Source organism: Roseateles sp., from assembly GCF_019237615.1.
GTDB lineage: Bacteria > Pseudomonadota > Gammaproteobacteria > Burkholderiales > Burkholderiaceae_C > Pelomonas.
The window spans coordinates 41,528-61,632 of sequence record NZ_JAFAGT010000107.1 but is presented as its reverse complement, the minus strand read 5'-3'; the positions used below and the strand labels follow the sequence as shown (position 1 = coordinate 61,632).

Sequence of the window (20,105 nt, the reverse complement as noted above, 5' to 3'; positions counted from 1 at the left end):
CCTCACCCAGCCCAGCCCAACCCAGCACCGCGCCCTGCAACTCGTCCAAGACATCAAGTTGTAGACAGCAGCCGCACCCCCGATTCCCGCCAAGTGCTTGAATCAACAGGGAAACTCGGCCGGAGGCTCGAGGAACTTCAGGCTAATCCCGCAGCCAGCCCAGGCGGCGCGCTTCGTAGATGGCTTCCACCTTGGAGCGGACGTGCAGCTTGCGGTAGACCCTCTTGACGTAGGTCATGACCGTGTGCGGCGAAACCTGCATGAACTGCGCGATCTCGTCGAAGGTGAAGCCCTTGGCCGCCAGGTGCAGCACGCGCGACTCCTGCTCGGACAGCGCGACGACTTCCTCGTCGGCCAGCGTGGCGGCCATGGCCTCGGGCGAAGGGCCGGTCGCTCCCTGCGCGCCGGGCGCCAGCCGAACCAGCAGGCGGCGGGCGATGACGGGACTGATGGGGCTGCCGCCGGCGCGCAGCGAGCGCAGCTGTCCGGGCAGGTCCAGCGCCAGGCTGTCCTTCAGCAGGTAGCCGGTTGCGCCGGCTTCGATGCTGGCGACGACATGCTGCTCGTCGCCGAACACGGAGATGACCATCACTTCGCATTGCGGCCGCGTCTGGGCGGCGTGGCGGATCAGCTCGATGCCGCTGCCGCCGGGCAGGTCCAGGTCGACGAGCAGGACGTCGGGCTGCAGCTGGTCGAACATGCGCCGGCCCTGGGGCAGGTCGGGCGCAATGCCCAGCAGCTCGATGTCGGGCACGCTGCCCAGGGCGTGCGTGAAGGCCTCCCGGAAGCGGGCTTGGTCTTCGACGATCAGGACCGAGAACGGGGACATGGGCTCTGGGGGCTTTCCTAACGCGGGGTTCGCATTGTCGGCCGAGGATAGCCTCTCTCCACGCGCAACCCCCTTCAGAACTGGGGGGAGCGCAGCAAGGCGCCCAGTGACCGCACACGCCGGCTCACGTAGACGGGTCGCCGGTGCAGGCGGGTGGCTCCCGCGCGGCGCAGCCAGCGCTGCATCCAGACGGTGCGCAGGCCCAGGCCGCAGGCGGTCTTCAGGTGGACCAGCGTGTCCTCGACGAGGATGCAGCGCTCGGGCCTGAGCCCGAGCCGGGCCAGCACCATGCGGAACATGCGCGCGTCCGGCTTGGGGCGGGCTTGGCCGAAGCAGCTCATGTCCTCGATGCAGACCAGGCCGTCGAAGACGCCGCCAAGCCCGATGGCCGCCAGCACGCGCTCGGCATAGGCCCGCGGCGCGTTCGTCATCAGGAACTTGCGGCCCGGCAGGCGGCGCAGGGCCGCCAGGTCATGGTCATGGCCGTGCAGATGCGCGTCCAGCCCGGGCAGGCGATGGGTCTCGTGAAGAAAGTGCGCGGGCTTGACGCCGTGATGGCGTTGCAGGCCGGTCAGCGTCGCGCCGTAGCGTATCCAGTAGCGATGTCGCAACGCGGCAGCCTCGTCCCTGGACACGCCCAGATGGGTCTCTATGTAGGCCGTCATTGACGCGTTCAGCGCGCCGAACGCGTGATGCGAGGCGTTGTGCAGCGTGTCGTCGAGGTCGAACAGCCAGACCCGGTCGCGGGAGTTCACGTCAACGCGACGAAATCATCGTCCCGTAGGCCTGGTCGGTCAGCACCTCCAGCAGCATCGCATGCGGCACGCGGCCGTCGATGATGTGGACGGCGTTGACGCCGCTCTTGGCCGCGTCGATGGCGCCGGCGATCTTGGGGATCATGCCGCCGCTGATGGTGCCGTCGGCCACCAGTTCATCGATGCGGCGCGGCGTCAGCTCCGTCAGCAGCTCGCCCGCCTTGTCGAGCACGCCGCGGATGTTGGTCAGCATCAAGAGCTTCTCGGCCTGCAGCACGGTAGCGAGCTTGGCGGCCACGACGTCCGCGTTGATGTTGTAGCTCTCGTTCCTCTCGCCGAAGCCGATGGGGCTGACCACCGGGATGAACTGGTCGTCCTGCAGCGCCTTCACGACGCTGGGGTCGATGGAGACGATGTCGCCCACCTGGCCCACGTCGTGCTCCTTGGCTGGGTCGTCCTTGTCCAGCATCTTGAGCTTCTTCGCGCGGATCATGCCGCCGTCGCGTCCCGTCAGGCCGACGGCCTTGCCGCCAGCGGCGTTGATCAGCCCGACGATGTCCTGCTGCACCTCGCCGGCCAGCACCCATTCGACGACGCTCATGGTCTCCTCGTCGGTGACACGCATGCCCTGGATGAAGTGGCCCTTCTTGCCCAGCTTGTTCAGTGCGTCCTCGATCTGCGGGCCGCCGCCATGCACGACGACCGGGTTCAGGCCCACCAGCTTGAGCATCACCACGTCCTCGGCGAAAGCCTGCTGCAGCTCCGGGTCGGTCATGGCGTTGCCGCCGTACTTGATGACGATGGTCTTGCCGTGGAACTTGCGGATGTAGGGCAGGGCCTGGGAAAGGATCTCGGCCTTCTCGCGCGGGGCGATGTGGGAGACGTCGGTGGTGTGGGTGCTGGTCATGGCTCTGGCTCCGGAAGACGCGCGGATTCTAGGCAGCGCCGGCAGCGGCTTGCGCGTTTCCACGCCCCTCACGGCTCGTCATCTTCGGTTACAACCGCGACCGCCAACAAACCAAACTAGGGAGGAGTCATGGCACTCATCAGATGGGCCGCGCTGGCGACCGCATTTGCGCTGACCGGCTGCGCATCGGTCATCAACGAGACCACGCACCCGATGCGCGTGGAAACCAAGGCCAGCACGGGCGAGCTCGTCAGCGGCGCGGAGTGCAAGCTGACCAACGACTACGGGACGGTGTCCGGCAAGTCCGGCGACACGATCCAGGTTCGCCGCTCCGGCAAGGACCTGGACATCACCTGCGCCCATCCGAGCAACCCCAACGCGACGGCTCGCGCCATCTCCCGCGCGAACAGCGGCATGTGGGGCAACATCATCATCGGCGGGGGCATCGGCGCCATCATCGACCACAACAAGGGCACGGCCTACACCTACCCGACCTGGGTGCAACTCGTCTTCGGCAAGTCCCTGGTGTTCGACCGCAGCGCCGAGAAGGACGGCCAGCCCACGCCGTCCACCGAGACGGGAACGACGGTCGCTGCCGCTGCGCCGGCCACCGCCGCCTCGGCCGCCATCGTCAAGTAAGCCGCCCCGTGCTGCTGCCGACGGGCCCCGCGGGGCCCGTCGGCGCTTCAGGATGGCGCAGGTCGGCACAATGCTGCGCCATGCAAGCCAGCGCCTATCTGAAGCTCTCGGTCGCGGCGGCAGTCGTGACCATCATCCTCAAGACCGCCGCCTGGTGGTGGACGGGTTCGGTCAGCCTCGCGGCCGACGCGCTCGAATCCCTCGTCAACCTGGCCGGCGCCGTGTTCGCCCTCGCCATGGTCACGCTGGCCGCCCAGCCGCCGGACGCCGAGCACCCCTACGGCCATCACAAGGCCGAGTATTTCTCCAGCGGCTTCGAGGGCATCCTCATCATCGCCGCGGCGCTGGGCATCCTGTGGGGCGCCGTCGACCGCTGGCGCCACCCGGAGGTGCTGCAGTCCGTGGGCCTGGGCGTGGCGCTGGCCGTCATCAGCTCGGCCATCAACGGCGGACTGGCCTGGGCCATGCTGCGCAAGGCCCGCGAGGTGCGCTCCGTCGCGCTGGAGGGAGACGCCCGCCACCTGATCACGGATGTCTGGACCTCGGCCGGCGTCGTCGTGGGCCTCATCGGCGTCATGGCGACGGGCTGGCAATGGCTGGACCCGCTGCTGGCTGTCATGGTGGCGCTCAACATCCTGCGCGAGGGCGTGCACCTGATGCGCGAGTCCACGCGCGGCTTGATGGACGAGGCGCTGGACGCCGAGTCCCAGGCCCGCGTGCAGGCCGTGCTGGACGAGTTCCGCCATCCGCACACCATCCGCTTCGACCACATCGCCAGCCGCGTGGCCGGCCAGCGCCGCTTCATCGACCTGCACATGCACATGCCAGCCAACTGGACGCTGGGCCGCGCCGCGGCGCTGCGCAGCTCGGTCGAGCTGGCGCTGATGAGCGCCGTGCCGGGGCTGCGCGCCAGCATCCAGCTGCTGCCCATGGACGTCGAGGCACATTTCGACGACCCCAAGGACCTGCTGTGATCGCGCTGCTGCAACGGGTCCGGGAAGCCCGCGTCGAGGTGGACGGCCGGATCGTCGGGCAGATCGGCCAGGGCTTGCTGATGCTGGTCTGCGCCGAGCCGGCGGACACGGGGGCGACGGCCGAGAAGCTGGTCGCCAAGGTCCTGAAGCTGCGCGTCTTCGGCGATGCCGCGGCCAAGATGAACCGCAGCCTGCAGGACGTGGCGGGCGGCCTGCTCATCGTCAGCCAGTTCACGCTGGCGGCCGACACCGGCGGCGGCAACCGGCCGAGCTTCTCGGGCGCGGCGCCGGCCGAGCTGGGCCGGCGGCTCTACGAGCACACGCTGGCGTTCGCGCGTGCGCAGCATCCGATCGTCGCGAATGGCGAGTTCGGGGCCGACATGCAGGTGCATCTCGTCAACGACGGGCCCGTGACCATTCCCATGCGCGTGAACCTATGAATCCTCCCATCGTTCGCATCGATTCGACCGAGGGCGCCGAGCCCGTGCTCGACCGGCCGCGCGAGGATCGCCGCGTCAGCGGCGCGCCGCAGCGCCGGACCTGGACGCTGCACGATGCCGGCCCCATGAGCGCCGGCATCTGGGCCTGCGAGGTGGGCCGCTGGCGCATCGTCTTCCCCGCCGGCCGCCAGGAGTACTTCCATGTGCTGCAGGGCCGGGTGCGCCTGCACGGGCCACTGGGCAACGTCGACATCGGCCCCGGCCAGGGCGGCGTCATCCCGCCGGGCTTCGAGGGCGAATTCGAGGTGCTCGAACCGGTGCGCAAGCACTTCGTGCTGGTCGACCTGGCCGACTGAGCCGCGCCCGCCCTCATCGTGATGCCGTTCGTCATCGACGAGGGTGCCGGGAACGCCCCCCTCATCCAGAAGGGCCAGATCGGCGCCGGCGGCAAGCCGAGCGCCGGCGTGGTGCCCGGCCTTCGACCGCTTCAACCAGGATCAGGCTTTCCGGCTGCCGCACGCCGAGCAGGGCCGCCATGCCACCAGCATGCTGACCATCAACGACCGGGCCGATGGCCGGCAACTGGACATGTTCCCCCGGCGAACGCCTCGCCGAGATCCGCGCACTGGAGCCCGAGACGCACAAGGCGACCATGCGGGAGCAGCGCGAAAGAGGACGGCCGTCGGCCCAACCACATGCGCCTGTGCAACGGCACGCCGGGCAAGACCACCGATCTGTAAGCCACGCAGCGATCAGCGGCGGTCCTCGATGAGCAGGCCGTCGTTGGGCAGGCTGCCGGACGGCAGCACCTCGACCTCGACGCGGAGCTTGGTCAGGTCACGCGCAGTCTGCATCAGGCCGTCCAGGAAGGCTTGCGGCATGCCCGACACCGCCTCGATTTGCAGCACGACCCGGTCCCGGGCCAGTTCGCCGCTGACGACGAGGCGGGCGCGGTGCAGTTCGGGGTGGCGCTTCAGCACCTCGGCCACCTGGCCGGCATGCACGAACATGCCGCGCACCTTGGCCGACTGGTCGGCCCGGCCCAGCCAGCCGCGCAGGCGCTGGTTGCTGCGGCCGCATGGACTCGCACCCGGCAGCATGGCGGACAGGTCACCGGTGGCGAAGCGGATCAGCGGATAGCCGGGTGACAGCGTCGTCACGACGACCTCGCCCACCTCCCCATCCGGCAGCGGGTCGCCCGAGCCGGGGCGGACAATCTCGACGATGACGCCCTCGTCGACGACCAGGCCCTGGCGCGCGGCGGTCTCGTAGGCGATGAGCCCCAGGTCGGCCGTGGCATAGCACTGGTAGGCCTCGACGCCGCGTTCGGCAAACCAGGCACGCAGCGCCGGCGGGCAGGCCTCGCCGCTGAGCAGCGCGCGCCGCAGGCCGGACAGATCATGTCCACCGTCAGCGGCCTTCTCAAGCAGGATGCGCAGCAGGCTGGGCGTGCCGGCATAGGCTTCGGGCCGCAGGTCCAGCATGGCCTGCAGCTGCAATTCGGTGTTGCCGACGCCGCCGGGGAAGCTGGCCGCGCCCAGCGCGCGCAGGCCGGCCTCCATCATGGCCCCGGCCGGCGTCAGGTGGTAGCTGAAGCCCACATGCACCAGCTGGCCAGCACGTATGCCGGCCGCGTGCAGTGCGCGCGCGATGCGCCAGGGGTCGGCACCGTCGGAGGCGGGCTCGGGCTCGTAGAGCGGCCCCGGCGACTGGAAGATGCGCAGCGGCCGTCCGGCGGCATAGCCGCCCAGGCGCAGCGCACGCCGCGCGGCCTGGGCGGCGGCGAGGCTGCTCTTGCGGGTCAGCGGCAGCGTGGCCAGCGCGGTGCGCGAGTTGATGCCCGCGGCGTCGACGCGGGCCAGCAATTCGGCGTAGGCCGGGCTGCTGGCCTGGGCATGGGCGACCTGGGCTCGAAGCGCGGCCATCAACGCCGCTTCGCGCGCAGCGGGGACGCGCGTCTCCAGCGCGTCGAAGAACTCGCTCACTCGTCTTCCTTCCAGCGCGTGAGCCGGCGCCTGATCTCGTCCTGCAGCTTGCGCAGGTCGGCGGCTGATTTCAGCGTGAACAGGTCCCACTCCGGCGTGCGCGCCGGCCGCTTGGCGAGCTGGACCTTGACGGCCGCGCCGTCAACGCCCGCCTTCAGCACGACATCCGCGCCCAGCAGCCAGCCTTCGCTGCGCTCGGCCAGCAGGCGCTGGTCGCGCACGAAGCGCTTCAAGGTCTGCAGCGCCGCGTCCGCGTTGAAGGGCGGCGGGGCGATGTCCCAGCCGTCGTCGCTCATGCAGCCCCCCACTTCGCTTTGCTCCTGGATCCTGAGGGGATGCCCGCCGACTTGGGGCGCCCCTGCACTCGGCTCGTCATGCCAGCCACCTCTTTCTGCGCTTGTAGCTCTTCACGTCCTTGAAGCTGCGCCGCCCTTCGCCGCCCACCCCGAGGTAGAACTCCTTGACGTCCTCGTTCTCTCGCAGTTCGGCGGCGGCACCGTCCATGACAACGCGGCCGTTCTCCAGGATGTAGCCGTAGTCGGCATAGCGCAGCGCCATGCTGGTGTTCTGCTCGGCGAGCAGGAAGGTCGTACCCTCCTTGGCATTGAGGTCGCGCACGATCTCGAACACCTCCTCGACGATCTGCGGCGCCAGGCCCATGGAGGGCTCGTCCAGCAGCACCATCTTGGGGTTGGCCATCAGCGCGCGGCCAATGGCGCACATTTGCTGCTCGCCGCCGGACGTGTAGGCGGCCTGGCTGGAGCGGCGCGTCTTCAGGCGCGGGAAGTAGCCGTAGACCTTGTCCAGCGTGGCCGCCACCGCCGCGCGGCCGTCGCGTCGCGTGTAGGCGCCGGTCATGAGGTTCTCCTCTATGGTCAGGTGGGCGAAGCAGTGCCGGCCCTCCATGACCTGCACGACGCCGCGCTCCACCATCGCCGCCGTGGACAGCTTCTCGATGCGCTCGCCGCGCAGCTCGATTGCCCCTTTGGTGACCTCGCCGCGCTCGCCCTCCAGCAGGTTGGACACGGCACGCAGCGTCGTCGTCTTTCCGGCGCCGTTGCCGCCCAGCAGCGCCACGACGCTGCCCTCCCTGACCTGCAACGACACGCCCTTCAGCACGAGGATCACGTGGTTGTAGATGACCTCGATGCCGTTCACATCGAGCAGCGGCTTGTCCATCGCGTCAGCTCAGCTCTGGCATTCCGCCGGCGTGCGGCGAGTGATCTTCTTCTCGCCCGCGTACTTGTCGGCGGCCGCCTTCACCATGGGCTTGAGGATCTGCTCGTCCGCCTGGTACCAGTCAGAGCTGAAGGCCCATTGCTTGCCGTCCCAGGTGTGCACGCGCACCCAGGTCGAGCCCTGATGGTCGGTGCAGCTGGTGCTGATGGGGCGGATGACGCCCGTCAGGCCCAGGCTGCCGAGCTTCTTGTCGTCCAGCGCCAGGTTCTCCAGGCCCCAGCGCACCTGCTCGCCGGTCATGACCTTGCCCTTGCCGAAGCGCTCCTGCGCGCGGCGCACGGCCTCCACGGCAAGTGCCTGGATGACCAGGCCGCGCGTGTAGAGCACCGAGCCAACCTCATCCCTGGGCCCCGTCCCCTGCCCCTTGCCATGCACGTACTTCAGGATGTCCTGGATGACCTTGGGGCTCTGGCCCGAGGTGTTGAGGTTGAGCGCGTTGTAGCCCTTGGCGCCCTCGCCCACGTCCTTCACGTCGGGCTCGGCGCCCGACCACCAGACGCCATACATCTTCTCGCGCGGGTAGCCGGTGGCCTGTGCCTCCTTCAGCGCCGTGGAGTTCATGACGCCCCAGCCCCACAGCAGCACATAGTCGGGCCGCGCCTGGCGCACCTGCAGCCAGGCCGACTTCTGCTCCACGCCGGGCGCCGTGACCGGGATCTTGATGAGCTCGAAACCATGCATCTTCTGGCGCTCGTCCAGCAGCGGGATGGGCTCCTTGCCGAAGGGGCTGTCGTGATAGACCAGCGCGATCTTCTTGCCCTTGAGCTTGTCCAGGCCGCCCTCCTTCTTGCCGAGGTGCTGGATCAGCACGTCGGCCGCCGTCCAGTAGCTGCCCATCAGCGGAAAGTTCCACGCGAAGACGCCGCCGTCGGCGGAGGCCGACAGGCCATAGCCCAGCGTGATCAGCGGGATCTTGTCGCCCGGCACCTTGTCGGTCAGCGCAAAGGTAATGCCGGTGGCCTGCGGGTCGAACAGGCTGGCGCCCTTGCCCTTCAGGCGCTCGTAGCACTCCACGCCCTTGTCGGTGGCGTAGCCGGTCTCGCATTCCTCGTAGCTCAGCTTCACGCCGTTGATGCCGCCGTCGCGGGCGTTGATGAGCTTGATGTAGTCCTGCTTGCCGTTGGCCCAGGGCGTGCCATTGGGCGAGTAAGGCCCCGTGCGATAGACCAGCAGCGGGAAGAACTGCTCCTTGGCCGCCTCGGCCTGTGCGACGGGGCTGAAGAGTTGCAACGCGGCCAGTGCCGCACAGGCGATGAAGGTCTTCATGAGCTGTCTCCTGTCGTTGTGGGTATCAGTGGGGAAATGGCCAGAGTCTGAGCTTTTCCTTGGCAGTCGCCCAGAGTCGCGCGAGGCCGTGCGGTTCCTTGATGAGGAAGAACACGATGAGGGCGCCGAAGATCATCAGCGCCAGATGCGAAGCCGTGGCGGTGTCCATCGGCAGGCCTGTCCAGTAGGGCAGCTTGTCCAGGACCAACGGCAGCACGACGATGAATGCCGCACCGAAGAAGGCGCCGGAGATGGAGCCCAGGCCGCCGATGATGACCATGAACAGCAGGTCGAAGGAGCGGTTGATGCCAAAGGCCGCCGGCTCCCAGGAACCCAGGTGCACGAAGCCCCACAGCGCGCCGGCCACGCCGATGATGAAGCTGGACACCGCGAACGCGCTGAGCTTGGCCTGCATGGGACGGATGCCGATGACGGCCGCCGCCACGTCCATGTCGCGCATGGCCATCCAGGAGCGGCCGATGTGGCCGCGCACGAGGTTCTTGGTGGCCAGCGCGAAGACGACGACGAAGCCCAGGCACAGCAGGTAGCGCGCGGCGGGCGACTCGACGCTGAAGCCCGCGACGTCGAGGTGGGCGATGCCGACCGAGCCCGAGGTCGAATCGTTGGTGACCCATTTCAGCCGCAGACAGGCCCAGTCGACGAAGAACTGCGCCGCCAGCGTCGCGACCGCGAGATACAGCCCCTTGATGCGCAGCGACGGCAGGCCGAAGGCCACGCCCAGCACCGTCGCGCCCAGGCCGCCGGCCAGCAGCGCGACGATCAGTGGCATGCCCTCCACGCGCGCCTGGCAGTTGTAGGCCACGTAGGCTCCGACGGCCATGAAGGCGCCCGAGCCCAGCGAGATCTGGCCGCAATAGCCCACCAGCACGTTCAGCCCCAACGCCGCCAGCGACAGGATCAGGAAGGGGATGAGGATGGCGCGCAGCAGGTACTCGCTGGACAGCAGTGGCACGACGACGAAGGCGACGCCGAGCAACAGCGCCATGCCGATGCGGTCCTGGCGAATGGGCAGGATCTGGCTGTCCGCCGCGTAGCTCGTCTTGAACTGGCCGTTCTCTCGATAAAACATCGTCAGACCCTGTCGATGATCTTCTCGCCGAACAGCCCCTGAGGCCTGACGAGCAACACCACGAGCACCAGGACATAGCCGAACCAGTACTCGATGCCGCCACCGAGCGCCGGTCCTAGATACGCCTCCGACAGCTTCTCGCCCACTCCGATCAGCAAGCCGCCCACGATGGCGCCGGGCACGCTGGTGAGACCGCCCAGGATGACCACAGGAAGCGCCTTCAACGCGACCAGCGACAGCGAGAACTGCACCCCCAGCTTGCTGCCCCAGATCATGCCCGCCACCAGCGCGACAAAGCCCGCCACGCTCCAGACGATGACCCAGATGCGGGACAGCGGGATGCCTATGCTCTGCGCGGCCTGGTGGTCGTCTGCCACCGCGCGCAGCGCGCGGCCGATGGCGGTCTTCTGGAAGAACAGGCTCAGACCGGCGACCAGCGCCGCCGCGATCAACGCCGCGTAGAGGTCTTCCTTGCTGACGAGGACACCGCCTTCAAACGTCTGCTCGAACAGGAACATCGGGTCCTTGGGCAGGCCGATGTCGATCTTGTAGATGTCGTTGCCGAACAGCATCTGGCCGGCGCCTTCGAGCAGATAGGCAATGCCCAGAGTGGCCATCAGCAGCGTGATGCCCTCCTGGTTGACGAGCCGGGACAGCGCCAACCGCTCCACCAGCCAGGCAACGACCACCATCACCGCCAGCGCGCCGACGAAGGCCAGCGCGTTGACGACCAGCTTGCCGTCCAGGCCGGTCAGCGCCGGCAGCCATTCGGCAAAGCGCGCCATCGCGAGCGCCGCGAACAACACCATCGCGCCCTGCGCAAAGTTGAAGACGCCGCTGGCCTTGAAGATCAGCACGAAGCCCAGCGCGATCAGCGAATACAGCATGCCGGACATCAGTCCGCCGATCAGGGTTTCGAGGAACGGGCCCATCACTGGCTCACCCCCAGGTAGGCGCGAACCACGTCCTCGCTGCTGCGCACCTCGTCGGGCGCACCGTCGCCGATCTTCCTGCCGTAGTCGAGAACGACGACGCGGTCCGAGATGTCCATGACGACGCCCATGTCGTGCTCGATCAGCACGATGGTGGTGCCGAATTCGTCGTTCACGTCCAGGATGAAGCGACACATGTCCTGCTTCTCCTCGACGTTCATGCCGGCCATGGGCTCGTCCAGCAGCAGCAGGCTGGGTTCCATGGCCAGCGCCCGGCCCAGGTCCACGCGCTTTTGCAGGCCATAGGGCAGCCGCCCCACGGGCGTCTTGCGGTGCGCCTGGATCTCGAGGAAGTCGATGATGCGCTCGGCATGCGCGCGCTGCTCGGTCTCCTCGCGCCGCGCCGGCCCCAGGTGCAGGGCCTGCCAGAACAGGCCACGACGCATGCGCAGGTTGCGCCCGGTCATGATGTTGTCCAGCACGCTCATGCCCTTGAACAAGGCCAGGTTCTGGAAGGTGCGGGCCACACCCATCTCCGCGACCTGGCGAGGGCTCATGCCGCGGTAGGTCTTGCCGCGCAGCGTCACGCTGCCCTGCTGCGGCTGGTAGACGCCGTTGATGCAGTTCAGCATCGAGCTCTTGCCGGCACCGTTGGGGCCGATGATGGCGCGGATCTCATGCTCGCGGACGTCGAAGCTGATGTCGGTCAGCGCCTTCACGCCGCCAAAGGCCAGCGAGATGTTCTTCACGTCGAGGACGACGCCGCCGATCTTCTTCATGCGGCCACCGCCTTCACGGCCGGAAAGGTCCGGGCTTCGACGATGCGCAGGTCCGCCGCGATCATGGCCGTGCGGCCGTCCTCGAACTTCACCTGCGTCGCGATGTGCTGCGACCCCTTGCCGTCGTACAGCGCGGCGATCAGCACGCCGTACTTCTCGGCGATGGCGCCGCGGCGCACCTTGCGCGTGCGGGTCAGCTCACCGTCGTCGGCGTCCAACTCCTTGTGCAGCACCAGGAAGCGGCTGATCTGGCTGCCGGCCAGCAGCTCGTCCCGGGCCAGGTCGGCGTTGACCTTCTCGACGCAGTCGAGGATGAGCTCGTAGACCTCTGCACGACCGGCCAGGTCGGTGTAGCCGGCGTAGGGCAGGTTGCGGCGTTCGGCCCAGTTGCCCACCGCCTCGAAGTCGATGTTGACGAAGGCGCAAACCTTCTCGCGGCGGTCGCCGAAGCAGACCGCCTCCTTGATGTGCGGGAAGAACTTCAGCTTGTTCTCCACGTACTTGGGCGCGAACATCGCGCCATCGAAGGCGCCGCCCGACAGCCGGCCCACGTCCTTGGCGCGGTCGATGATCTTCAGGTGGCCGCCGGGAGTCAGGAAGCCGGCGTCGCCCGTGTGGAACCAGCCGTCCGCCGTCAGCGCCTCGCGCGTGGCGGCCTCGTTCTTGTAATAGCCCTTGAGCAGGCCCGGCGAGCGCACCAGCAGCTCGCCGTCGTCGGTGAGCTTGATCTCAACGCCCGTTATGGGCACGCCCACCGTGTCGGCGCGGGCCTCGTGGTCGGGCTGCAGGCAGACGAACACGGCCGTCTCGGTCGAGCCGTAGAGCTGCTTCAGGTTGATGCCGATCGCGCGGTAGAAACTGAACAGGTCCGGGCCTATGGCCTCACCGGCCGTGTAGGCGACGCGCACGCGCGAGAAGCCCAGCGTGTTGCGCAGAGGACCGTAGATCAGCACATTGCCCAGTGCATAGGCGAGACGGTCCCACAGGCCCACGGGCTGACCATCCATCAGCCGCGTGCCGACCCGGCGGGCCAGCTCCATGCAGCGCCCGAACAGCCAGCGCTTGGGGGCGGCGGCGTCCTCCATGCGGATCATCACCGTCGTCAGCAGGCCCTCGAAGACGCGCGGCGGTGCGAAGTAGTAGGTGGGGCCCACCTCCTTCAGGTCGATGCTGACCGTCGACGCCGATTCCGGGCAATTGACGACATAGCCCACCGCCAGCCACTGCGCGAAGCTGAAGATGTTCTGGCCTATCCAGGCCGGCGGCAGGTAGGCCAGCACCTCCTCGCGCTCGGTGAGCTTGTCAAAGCGCTGGCCGGCGCGCGCGCGGTCGATCAGCGAGGCATGCGTGTGGATGACGCCCTTGGGGTTTCCCGTCGTGCCCGAGGTGAAGAACAGCGCGGCAACGTCGTCGGGCCGGCCGGCCGCCACCTCGGCCGCGAAGAAATCGGGCCGCTGCACGCGGGCCGCGCGGCCCTGCTCGATCAGCTCGTCCAGCGACGCGAGGCCCGTTTCGTCGTAATTGCGCAGACCGCGCGGGTCGTCGAACCAGATGCGCTTGAGCTGGGGCACAAGCTCGCGCAGTTCCAGCAATTTGTCGACCTGCTCCTGGTCCTCGACGACGGCGAAGGCGATCTCCGCGTTGTTCAGCGGGAAGACGAACTCGGCGGCGACCGCATCCTGGTACAGCGGCACCGGCACGGCGCCAAGGGACTGGGCGGCCAGCATGCTGGCGTAGAGCCGCGGGCGGTTTTCGCCGACGACGACGAGATGCTCGCCACGGCGCAGCCCCGCGGCCGCCAGGCCCAGGGCCAGCTCCTGTACCAGCGTCGCGAGCTGGGCCCACGGCAGTGTCTGCCAGACGCCGAAGGCCTTCTCGCGCAGTGCGGGCGCGTCGGGCCTTTGGGCCGCGTGGGCTAGCAGGAGCCGCGGGAAGGTGTCCACCAAGCTGTCTCCGGTGCAGGGGCTGGCACCCCCGTCTGTGAGCCCATTCTGATCGGGACTTTGACGCCGATCTGTCAGTACGACGACAATTTACGGGTCTTCACGGCCCAGACTTTCCCGCCCCAGCCGCCCACCATGGCCGACGCCCCCTTGAGCCTGCGCCAGCGCGCGCGCCGCCCGACGCCGGCCGAGCTGGACGCCATCCCCTGGCTGAAGCTGCTCGACGGCCCGCAGCGCGGGCATGCCGTCGCGGCGCTGGAGGTCGCGGATGCCGAGCCTGGCGAGCGCCTGTGCCGCATCGGCCGGCCCGCCAACTTCTGGTTCGGCGTCGTCGACGGCCTGCTGAAGATGAACAACGACGACTCGACCGGCCAGGCCGTCACCTTCACCGGCATCCCGCCGGGCGGCTGGTTCGGCGAGGGCACGCTGCTCAAGCGCGAGAGCTACCGCTACAACATCCAGGCCCTGCGGCCCAGCATCGTCGCCGGCCTGCCGCTGGACAGCTTCCATGCGCTGCTGGACGGCAGCATCGCCTTCAACCGCTTCGTGCTGGACCAACTGAACGAGCGCCTGGGCCAGTTCATCGCCGCGCGCGAGACGGACCGCATCCACGACCCCGACGTGCGCGTGGCGCGCAACCTCGCCGCCCTCTTCCACCCGACGCTGTATCCGGGCGTGGGCAAGGGCCTGCGCATCACGCAGCAGGAGCTGGGCTATCTGGTCGGGCTGTCGCGCCAGCGCGTGAACCAGGCGCTGTGCCGGTTGTCGGCCGAGGGCCTCATCCGCATCGAATACGGCGGACTGCGCGTCCTGGATCTACTCGGCCTGCGCGGCTTTTCGCCCGGCGACGGGCCGCATCAGGCGGCGAAGGCGACCGCTTCGGGTTCGCCACGAGGCAGCGTCGCCCAGCGTTCGGCGCCCAGCTCGTAGAGCAATGCCGCGGCGCTGCCGGGGCCGTCGGACAGCGACCCCTTGAGGCGCAGGCCCAGGCCCTCCAGCGTCTTGCGCGTGGGCACGTTGTTCGGCAGCACGGCGGCGACGACGGCCCCCTCGTGGCGCTGCTCGAAGGCCTGGCAGATGGCGTACTGCGACATCTCGGACGCCAGCCCGCGGCCCCAGGCCTGGGGCGTGATCCTGTAATAGAGGTAGAGGCCGGCATGGCCGGCGACGCTGCGATTCATCAGGCCGCCAAAGCCGATCAGCGTGTCGGGCTGGTCGCGCTCGGCAATGGCCCAGTGGCCGAAGCCATGGGCCTGCCAATGTGCGATCCAGGCTTGCAACTGGGCCTCGACCGCCGCCTGCCCCTGCGGCGTGGCCGCGGCACAGAAGCGGTTCACCGCCGGGTCGGCATGCAATGCGGCCAGGGTGTCCAGATCGCTGTCCCGGGGTGGGCGCAGCACCAGGCGGCGGGTGAGCATGGCTGCCGGCACGGCGGCGACGGACTCGCTGAACTCAATCTGGACCATGAAGCGCAGAACTCGGTAAAAACCCTAGGAGCGTAGCCGCGAGCCGCCCGAGGTGGAAGCCCGCTTGCGGGGGAGTTGTAGCAAAACCGTAACAGAACCGTGTAAAGAACGCCGATCAGGGCCGGCGCGGCACCGCCCGGGCCAGCGCCAGCAGCTCGTCGGCGACGACGTCGGGGCGGTCCTTCTGGATGTAGTGCCCGGCGCCCTCCACCTGGCGGCGCGTGGTGCCCGGCAGCAGTCCGGGCCAGCCCTTCTCCAGGCGGCGCACCAGACTCTCGAACGCGCCCGTCTCGGCCAGGCCGAAGCTGGAACGCACGAGCAGCCTCACCGGCAGGATCGGCGGCGGCCGGGCGTCGAGTTCGACGGCGCAGCCGGTCAGCGCCTGGGCGTCGAACTCGGCGCGCATGACGGGGCTGAAGGCAGCCATGCGCATGCCGCCCGCGATGCGCGCGGCGGCCGGTGCCTCGCGCTGCATGCGCACCCAATGGTCGGGATGGGTGGGGTCGACGAGCAGCACGGCGGCGACCTCGGCCGGGTAGAGCCTGGCGAAGGCGTATTGGTAGAGGCCGCCTATGGAATGGCCGACGAGGATGTAGGGCGGGCGCTGCCCGGCAACCTGAAGCGCGAGGTGCAGCTCATGGGCGATCGTGCAGGGATCGCGCGGCGGCGCCGTGGCGGCGGCCGGCGCGGCGCTGCTGTCGCCATAGCCGGGGCGGTCGTAGGCGAAGACGGCCACGTCAGGCACGACGCGGCGGATGACGGCGGCCCAGACGTCCTTGCCGTCACCCAGGCCGGACTGGAACACCGCGAGCGGCGGGCCGCCGCCGGTCTGCAGATAGGCGATGCGGGTGGCGCCGAGCGCCACCGTCTGAGTGGGCAGCGGTGCGGCGCAGCCGGCAATGGCGAGGGCGGCCGACAGGACGAGGGGGAGACGGCGCATGGCGGCGCAGCCTAACCGCCCCGCATGACCGTTTCCAGGCCCCCGCCTTGGCGTGCCGGCGGCGCGGACCGCGGCCGCTCAGCCCGTCAGCAACGCGTTGACGCGCTTCACGTAGGCGGCCGGGTCTTCCAGATGCCCGCCCTCGGCCAGCACGGCCTGGTCGAACAGGACCTGGGCCAGGTCGTCGAAGTGGGCGCTACCGTCCAGCTTCTTGACCAGCGCATGCTCGGCGTTGATCTCCAGCGTGGGCTTGGCAATGGGCGCGCTCTGGCCCGCCTGCTTCAGCAGCCGCGCCAGGTGGCCGCTCATGTCGCCCTCTTCCACGACGATGCAGGCCGGCGAGTCGACCAGGCGGGTCGTCACGCGCACGTCCTTGGCGCGGTCCTTCAGCGCGTCCTTGAGCTTGTCCAGCAGCGGCTTCAGGCTCTCGGCGGTCTCCTCGGCCTTCTTCTTCTCGTCCTCGTCCTGCAGCTTGCCCAGGTCCACGGCACCCTTGGCGACGGACTGCAGCGACTTGCCCTCGAACTCGTAGAGGTGGCTCAGCATCCACTCGTCCACGCGGTCCACCAGCAGCAGCACCTCGATGCCCTTCTTGCGGAAGATCTCCAGTTGCGGGCTGTGCTTGGCGGCGGCCAGGGAGTCGGCGGTGATGTAGTAGATGACGTCCTGGCCATCCTTCATGCGGCCCAGATAGTCGGCCAGCGATACGCCTTCGTCGGCCTGCGTGGACGCGAAGCGGAACAGCTTGGCCAGGCGCTCCTGGTTCTGGTGGTCTTCGCCAATGCCTTCCTTCAGCACCTGACCGAAGTCGGTCCAGAAGGCGGCGTACTTGTCCCTCTCGGCCTGGTCTTCGCTGTTGGCCAGCGACTCCAGCATGCCCAGCACGCGCTTGGTCGAGCCCTCGCGGATGGCCTTCACGTCGCGGCTTTCCTGCAGCAGTTCGCGGGAGACGTTCAGCGGCAGGTCGGCCGAATCGATGACGCCCTTGACGAAGCGCAGGTAGACCGGCATCAGCGCCTCGGCGTCGTCCATGATGAAGACGCGCTTCACATACAGCTTCACGCCGCCGCGCTTGTCGCGGTTCCACAGGTCGAAGGGCGCCTTCTGCGGGATGTAGAGCAGCTGCGTGTACTCGCTGCGGCCTTCCACGCGGTTGTGCGTGTAGGCCAGCGGAGCCTCGCTGTCGTGGCTGATCTGCTTGTAGAACTCCTCGTACTGTTCCTGCGTGACGTCGCTCTTGCTGCGGCTCCACAGCGCCGAGGCCTTGTTGACCGGCTCCCATTCGTCGGTGACGACCTGCTTGGCGGCCTCCGCGTCCCAGGTCTCCTTCTTCATCAGGATGGGTAGCGAGATGTGGTCGCTGTACTTGGCGATCGTCGACCTGACGCGCCAGGTCTTCAGGAACTCCTCCTCGCCCTCGCGCAGGTGCAGGATGACGTCGGTGCCGCGGCCGGCCTTGGTGATGGTCTCCAGCTCGTACTCGCCGGTGCCCTCGCTGCTCCAGCGCACGCCCTGGTCGGCCGGCAGCCCGGCGCGGCGCGTCTCCACCGTGATCCGGTCGGCGACGATGAAGCCGGAGTAGAAGCCCACGCCGAACTGGCCGATCAGCTGGGCGTCCTTCTTCTGGTCGCCCTCCAGCTTGGCCATGAACTCGCGCGTGCCGCTCTTGGCGATGGTGCCCAGGTGGGCGGCGGCTTCGTCGGCGCTCATGCCGATGCCGTTGTCGCTGATGGTCAGCGTCCTGGCGGCCTCGTCGAAGCTGACGCGCACCTCCAGGTCGGTCTGGTCCGCCCACAGCGCAGCGTTGTCCAGCGCCTCGAAGCGCAGCTTGTCGCAGGCGTCGCTGGCGTTGGACACCAGTTCGCGCAGAAAGATCTCCTTGTTGGAGTACAGCGAGTGGGTGACGAGGTGCAGGATCTGCTTGACCTCGGCCTGGAAGGCGTGGGTTTGCTTGGTCATGGGATGCGATGTCAGTGAATTCAGACGGTGGCCGACATGCGGCCCGTGGCGTGATTTTCAACGGGCGCGTTGCGAAGTCCGCCTGGCCCGCCGTTGCCGGCGCTATTCTTCCGTCTGTCGCTGGGGAGGCTGCATGGTTACCGAACGGAAATACTGGTTCAAGGCCAAGAAAGGCGGCCTGGGCTGGTCCACGCCGCTGACCTGGCAGGGATGGCTGGTCTACACCGCCATGTTCGGCGGCATCGCCTATGCCTGGATCTCCAGCGCGAGCGTCGGCGCCAAGCTGCTTGGCGTCTGGGCCGCCGTGCTGGTCTGGCTGCCGGTCTTCTGGCTCTTTGGCGAGCCCCTGTCTGGGAAGAGGGCCGACCGCAAATGAACCGGGCCGCGGGCCCGGTTCAGTACGACACGGCCAGCCGTGCCACGTCGACCTTGATCAAGGCCTTGGACAGGGCGCCTGCCGCCGCGCGGCCATAGTCCAGCGCCCAGGCCGGGTCCGCGAAGCCGGCCGGGCCGGCCGCGGCGGCGACCTGGATCAGCTTGTCGGCCAGCAGCACCTTGCCCGAGCCGCGCAGCGGCTCGCATTCCAGGCGTACGAAGGCCTCGTCCAGCCAGCGGCGGGCGGCCTCGAAGCCCAGCACCTCGGCACCGTCGAGCTGAATCTCGACGGGCGGGCCGGCCTCGAAGACGACGCTGATCCGGGCTTGCATGGCCCCGATTGTGTCAGCGCCGCGCCTTCACCGCCTGCGACAGCACGTCCAGCGCGGCCAGCGAGTCGTCCCAGCCCAGGCAGGCGTCGGTGATGCTCTTGCCGTATTCCAGCGCTGCCGGATCGTCCTTGCCGGGTGTGAACTTCTGAGCGCCATCGTGCAGATGGCTCTCGACCATGACGCCGAAGATGCTCCGGCTGCCCTCGAGCAGTTGGCCGGCGATGTCGCGTGCCACGTCCAGCTGGCGCTGATGCTGCTTGCTGCTGTTGGCATGCGAGCAGTCCACCATCAGGCGCTGCGGCAGCTTGGACTTCTCCAGGTCGGCGCAGGCGGCCGCCACATGCTGTGCGTCGTAGTTGGGGGCCTTGCCGCCGCGCAGGATGACGTGGCAATCGGCATTGCCACGCGTCTCGACGATCGCGACCTGGCCGTTCTTGTGTACCGACAGGAAATGGTGGCCTCGCGCCGCGGCCTGGATGGCGTCGGTGGCGATCTTGATGTTGCCATCGGTGCCGTTCTTGAAGCCTATGGGCGCCGACAGGCCTGAAGCCAGCTCGCGGTGCACCTGGCTCTCGGTAGTGCGCGCGCCGATGGCACCCCAGGCGATCAGGTCGCCGATGTACTGCGGCGAGATCACGTCCAGGAACTCGCTGCCCGCCGGCACGCCCAGGCGGTTGATCTCCAGCAACAGCTGGCGCGCGATGCGCAGCCCCTCGTCGATGCGGAAGCTCTCGTCCAGGTAGGGGTCGTTGATCAGGCCCTTCCAGCCCACCGTCGTGCGCGGCTTCTCGAAGTAGACGCGCATGACGATCTCCAGCGTGTCGGCGTACTGCTCGCGCTGCGCCTTCAGGCGGCGCGCGTACTCGATGGCGGCATTGGGGTCGTGAATGGAGCAGGGGCCGATGACGACCAGCAGGCGGTCGTCATCGCCGCTCATGATCTTGCGGATGCGCTGGCGGGTCTGGCTGATCAGGCCCTCCATCGCCGTGCCGCGGATGGGGAAGAAGCGGATCAGGTGCTCCGGCGGCGGCAGCGGCGTGATGTCCAGGATGCGCTCGTCATCGGTGGCGCTGGTCTTGTCGTCCTGCGAGTACCAGCGCTGGGCTTCGGGTTCGACGGACTGGAGCTTGGTCGCATTCATCTTCGGGCACCTCAAAAAGAAAAACCGCCGGGCTTTGGAGGCCCGGCGGTTTGTAGGGAGTCTGGATTCAGCGCGCGCGCTCAGGACTCTCCACCGCCGGGGCGGGGAAAAAAC

Annotated in this window: 22 protein-coding genes; 6 read left to right on the top strand and 16 right to left on the bottom strand. The window is 68.4% G+C overall.

Annotation, left to right across the window (positions count from 1 at the left end; translation table 11 throughout):
- Nucleotides 1–142: 142 nt before the first annotated feature.
- The 3 genes from JOY88_RS22725 to argB all read right to left on the bottom strand — a co-directional run bounded on the left by JOY88_RS22725 (nucleotide 143) and on the right by argB (nucleotide 2,491).
- A complete protein-coding gene (locus JOY88_RS22725) occupies nucleotides 143–829 on the bottom strand; it encodes a response regulator (protein WP_293504982.1) in 687 nt (228 codons plus the stop codon).
- 74 nt (nucleotides 830–903) lie between these two features.
- Complete coding sequence (locus tag JOY88_RS22720; protein WP_293504980.1) at nucleotides 904–1,584, bottom strand: pyrimidine 5'-nucleotidase; 681 nt, start codon at nucleotides 1,582–1,584, stop codon at nucleotides 904–906.
- A 1-nt stretch (nucleotide 1,585) separates the two neighbouring features.
- Nucleotides 1,586–2,491 carry an acetylglutamate kinase gene (gene argB, locus JOY88_RS22715; protein WP_293504978.1) on the bottom strand — a complete coding sequence of 302 codons (906 nt, stop codon included), beginning with the start codon at nucleotides 2,489–2,491 and terminating at the stop codon, nucleotides 1,586–1,588.
- Between the two features lie 129 nt (nucleotides 2,492–2,620).
- Here argB and JOY88_RS22710 point away from each other — a divergent pair, with 129 nt between their 5' ends.
- The 4 genes from JOY88_RS22710 (at nucleotide 2,621) to JOY88_RS22695 (ending at nucleotide 4,900) form a co-directional block, all read left to right on the top strand.
- Nucleotides 2,621–3,130 carry a hypothetical protein gene (locus tag JOY88_RS22710; RefSeq protein WP_293504976.1) on the top strand — a complete coding sequence of 170 codons (510 nt, stop codon included), beginning with the start codon at nucleotides 2,621–2,623 and terminating at the stop codon, nucleotides 3,128–3,130.
- An 80-nt stretch (nucleotides 3,131–3,210) separates the two neighbouring features.
- The gene (locus JOY88_RS22705) at nucleotides 3,211–4,104 is read left to right on the top strand and encodes a cation diffusion facilitator family transporter (RefSeq protein WP_293504974.1); all 894 of its coding nucleotides are present in this window, start codon (nucleotides 3,211–3,213) and stop codon (nucleotides 4,102–4,104) included.
- Nucleotides 4,101–4,544: a D-aminoacyl-tRNA deacylase gene (gene dtd / locus JOY88_RS22700; RefSeq protein ID WP_293504973.1), complete on the top strand. Its 444-nt coding sequence runs from the start codon at nucleotides 4,101–4,103 to the stop codon at nucleotides 4,542–4,544. The genes JOY88_RS22705 and dtd overlap by 4 nt, the downstream gene beginning before the upstream one ends.
- Nucleotides 4,541–4,900: a cupin domain-containing protein gene (locus JOY88_RS22695; protein ID WP_293504972.1), complete on the top strand. Its 360-nt coding sequence runs from the start codon at nucleotides 4,541–4,543 to the stop codon at nucleotides 4,898–4,900. Before dtd ends, JOY88_RS22695 begins: the two co-directional genes overlap by 4 nt.
- Before the next feature lie 396 nt (nucleotides 4,901–5,296).
- Here JOY88_RS22695 and JOY88_RS22690 read toward each other — a convergent pair whose 3' ends face one another.
- The 8 genes from JOY88_RS22690 to JOY88_RS22655 all read right to left on the bottom strand — a co-directional run bounded on the left by JOY88_RS22690 (nucleotide 5,297) and on the right by JOY88_RS22655 (nucleotide 13,781).
- Nucleotides 5,297–6,529, bottom strand: coding sequence for a phenylacetate--CoA ligase family protein (locus JOY88_RS22690; protein ID WP_293504970.1), 1,233 nt, complete (start codon nucleotides 6,527–6,529; stop codon nucleotides 5,297–5,299).
- The gene (locus JOY88_RS22685) at nucleotides 6,526–6,825 is read right to left on the bottom strand and encodes a hypothetical protein (RefSeq protein ID WP_293504968.1); all 300 of its coding nucleotides are present in this window, start codon (nucleotides 6,823–6,825) and stop codon (nucleotides 6,526–6,528) included. Before JOY88_RS22685 ends, JOY88_RS22690 begins: the two co-directional genes overlap by 4 nt.
- Before the next feature lie 76 nt (nucleotides 6,826–6,901).
- Nucleotides 6,902–7,708: an ABC transporter ATP-binding protein gene (locus JOY88_RS22680; protein ID WP_293504966.1), complete on the bottom strand. Its 807-nt coding sequence runs from the start codon at nucleotides 7,706–7,708 to the stop codon at nucleotides 6,902–6,904.
- Nucleotides 7,709–7,717: 9 nt separating this feature from the next.
- On the bottom strand, nucleotides 7,718–9,034 hold the full coding sequence (locus JOY88_RS22675) for an ABC transporter substrate-binding protein (protein ID WP_293504964.1): 1,317 nt from the start codon (nucleotides 9,032–9,034) through the stop codon (nucleotides 7,718–7,720).
- A gap of 25 nt (nucleotides 9,035–9,059) precedes the next feature.
- Complete coding sequence (locus JOY88_RS22670; RefSeq protein ID WP_293504963.1) at nucleotides 9,060–10,124, bottom strand: branched-chain amino acid ABC transporter permease; 1,065 nt, start codon at nucleotides 10,122–10,124, stop codon at nucleotides 9,060–9,062.
- Between the two features lie 2 nt (nucleotides 10,125–10,126).
- Nucleotides 10,127–11,056: a branched-chain amino acid ABC transporter permease gene (locus JOY88_RS22665; protein WP_293504961.1), complete on the bottom strand. Its 930-nt coding sequence runs from the start codon at nucleotides 11,054–11,056 to the stop codon at nucleotides 10,127–10,129.
- Nucleotides 11,056–11,835 carry an ABC transporter ATP-binding protein gene (locus JOY88_RS22660; RefSeq protein ID WP_293504959.1) on the bottom strand — a complete coding sequence of 260 codons (780 nt, stop codon included), beginning with the start codon at nucleotides 11,833–11,835 and terminating at the stop codon, nucleotides 11,056–11,058. The genes JOY88_RS22665 and JOY88_RS22660 overlap by 1 nt, the downstream gene beginning before the upstream one ends.
- Nucleotides 11,832–13,781, bottom strand: coding sequence for an AMP-dependent synthetase/ligase (locus JOY88_RS22655; protein ID WP_293504958.1), 1,950 nt, complete (start codon nucleotides 13,779–13,781; stop codon nucleotides 11,832–11,834). The genes JOY88_RS22660 and JOY88_RS22655 overlap by 4 nt, the downstream gene beginning before the upstream one ends.
- A gap of 132 nt (nucleotides 13,782–13,913) precedes the next feature.
- Here JOY88_RS22655 and JOY88_RS22650 point away from each other — a divergent pair, with 132 nt between their 5' ends.
- A complete protein-coding gene (locus JOY88_RS22650) occupies nucleotides 13,914–14,708 on the top strand; it encodes a Crp/Fnr family transcriptional regulator (RefSeq protein WP_293504957.1) in 795 nt (264 codons plus the stop codon).
- On the opposite strand, the gene JOY88_RS22645 is transcribed toward JOY88_RS22650, so the two are convergent.
- The 3 genes from JOY88_RS22645 to htpG form a co-directional block, all read right to left on the bottom strand.
- On the bottom strand, nucleotides 14,636–15,244 hold the full coding sequence (locus tag JOY88_RS22645) for a GNAT family N-acetyltransferase (RefSeq protein WP_293504955.1): 609 nt from the start codon (nucleotides 15,242–15,244) through the stop codon (nucleotides 14,636–14,638). The genes JOY88_RS22650 and JOY88_RS22645 overlap by 73 nt on opposite strands.
- A gap of 115 nt (nucleotides 15,245–15,359) precedes the next feature.
- Nucleotides 15,360–16,184 (bottom strand): alpha/beta fold hydrolase, encoded by an 825-nt coding sequence (locus JOY88_RS22640; protein WP_293504953.1) that lies wholly within the window; start codon nucleotides 16,182–16,184, stop codon nucleotides 15,360–15,362.
- Nucleotides 16,185–16,262: 78 nt separating this feature from the next.
- Entirely contained in the window at nucleotides 16,263–18,143 is a 1,881-nt protein-coding gene (gene htpG, locus JOY88_RS22635; RefSeq protein WP_293504951.1) for a molecular chaperone HtpG, read from the bottom strand.
- A 133-nt stretch (nucleotides 18,144–18,276) separates the two neighbouring features.
- On the opposite strand from htpG, the gene JOY88_RS22630 reads away from it, so the two are divergent.
- On the top strand, nucleotides 18,277–18,519 hold the full coding sequence (locus tag JOY88_RS22630; protein WP_293504949.1) for a hypothetical protein: 243 nt from the start codon (nucleotides 18,277–18,279) through the stop codon (nucleotides 18,517–18,519).
- Between the two features lie 19 nt (nucleotides 18,520–18,538).
- Here JOY88_RS22630 and JOY88_RS22625 read toward each other — a convergent pair whose 3' ends face one another.
- Both JOY88_RS22625 and JOY88_RS22620 read right to left on the bottom strand, forming a co-directional pair.
- Complete coding sequence (locus JOY88_RS22625) at nucleotides 18,539–18,850, bottom strand: hypothetical protein (protein WP_293504947.1); 312 nt, start codon at nucleotides 18,848–18,850, stop codon at nucleotides 18,539–18,541.
- A gap of 13 nt (nucleotides 18,851–18,863) precedes the next feature.
- Nucleotides 18,864–19,991, bottom strand: coding sequence for a 3-deoxy-7-phosphoheptulonate synthase (locus JOY88_RS22620; RefSeq protein ID WP_293504945.1), 1,128 nt, complete (start codon nucleotides 19,989–19,991; stop codon nucleotides 18,864–18,866).
- Nucleotides 19,992–20,105 lie beyond the last annotated feature (114 nt).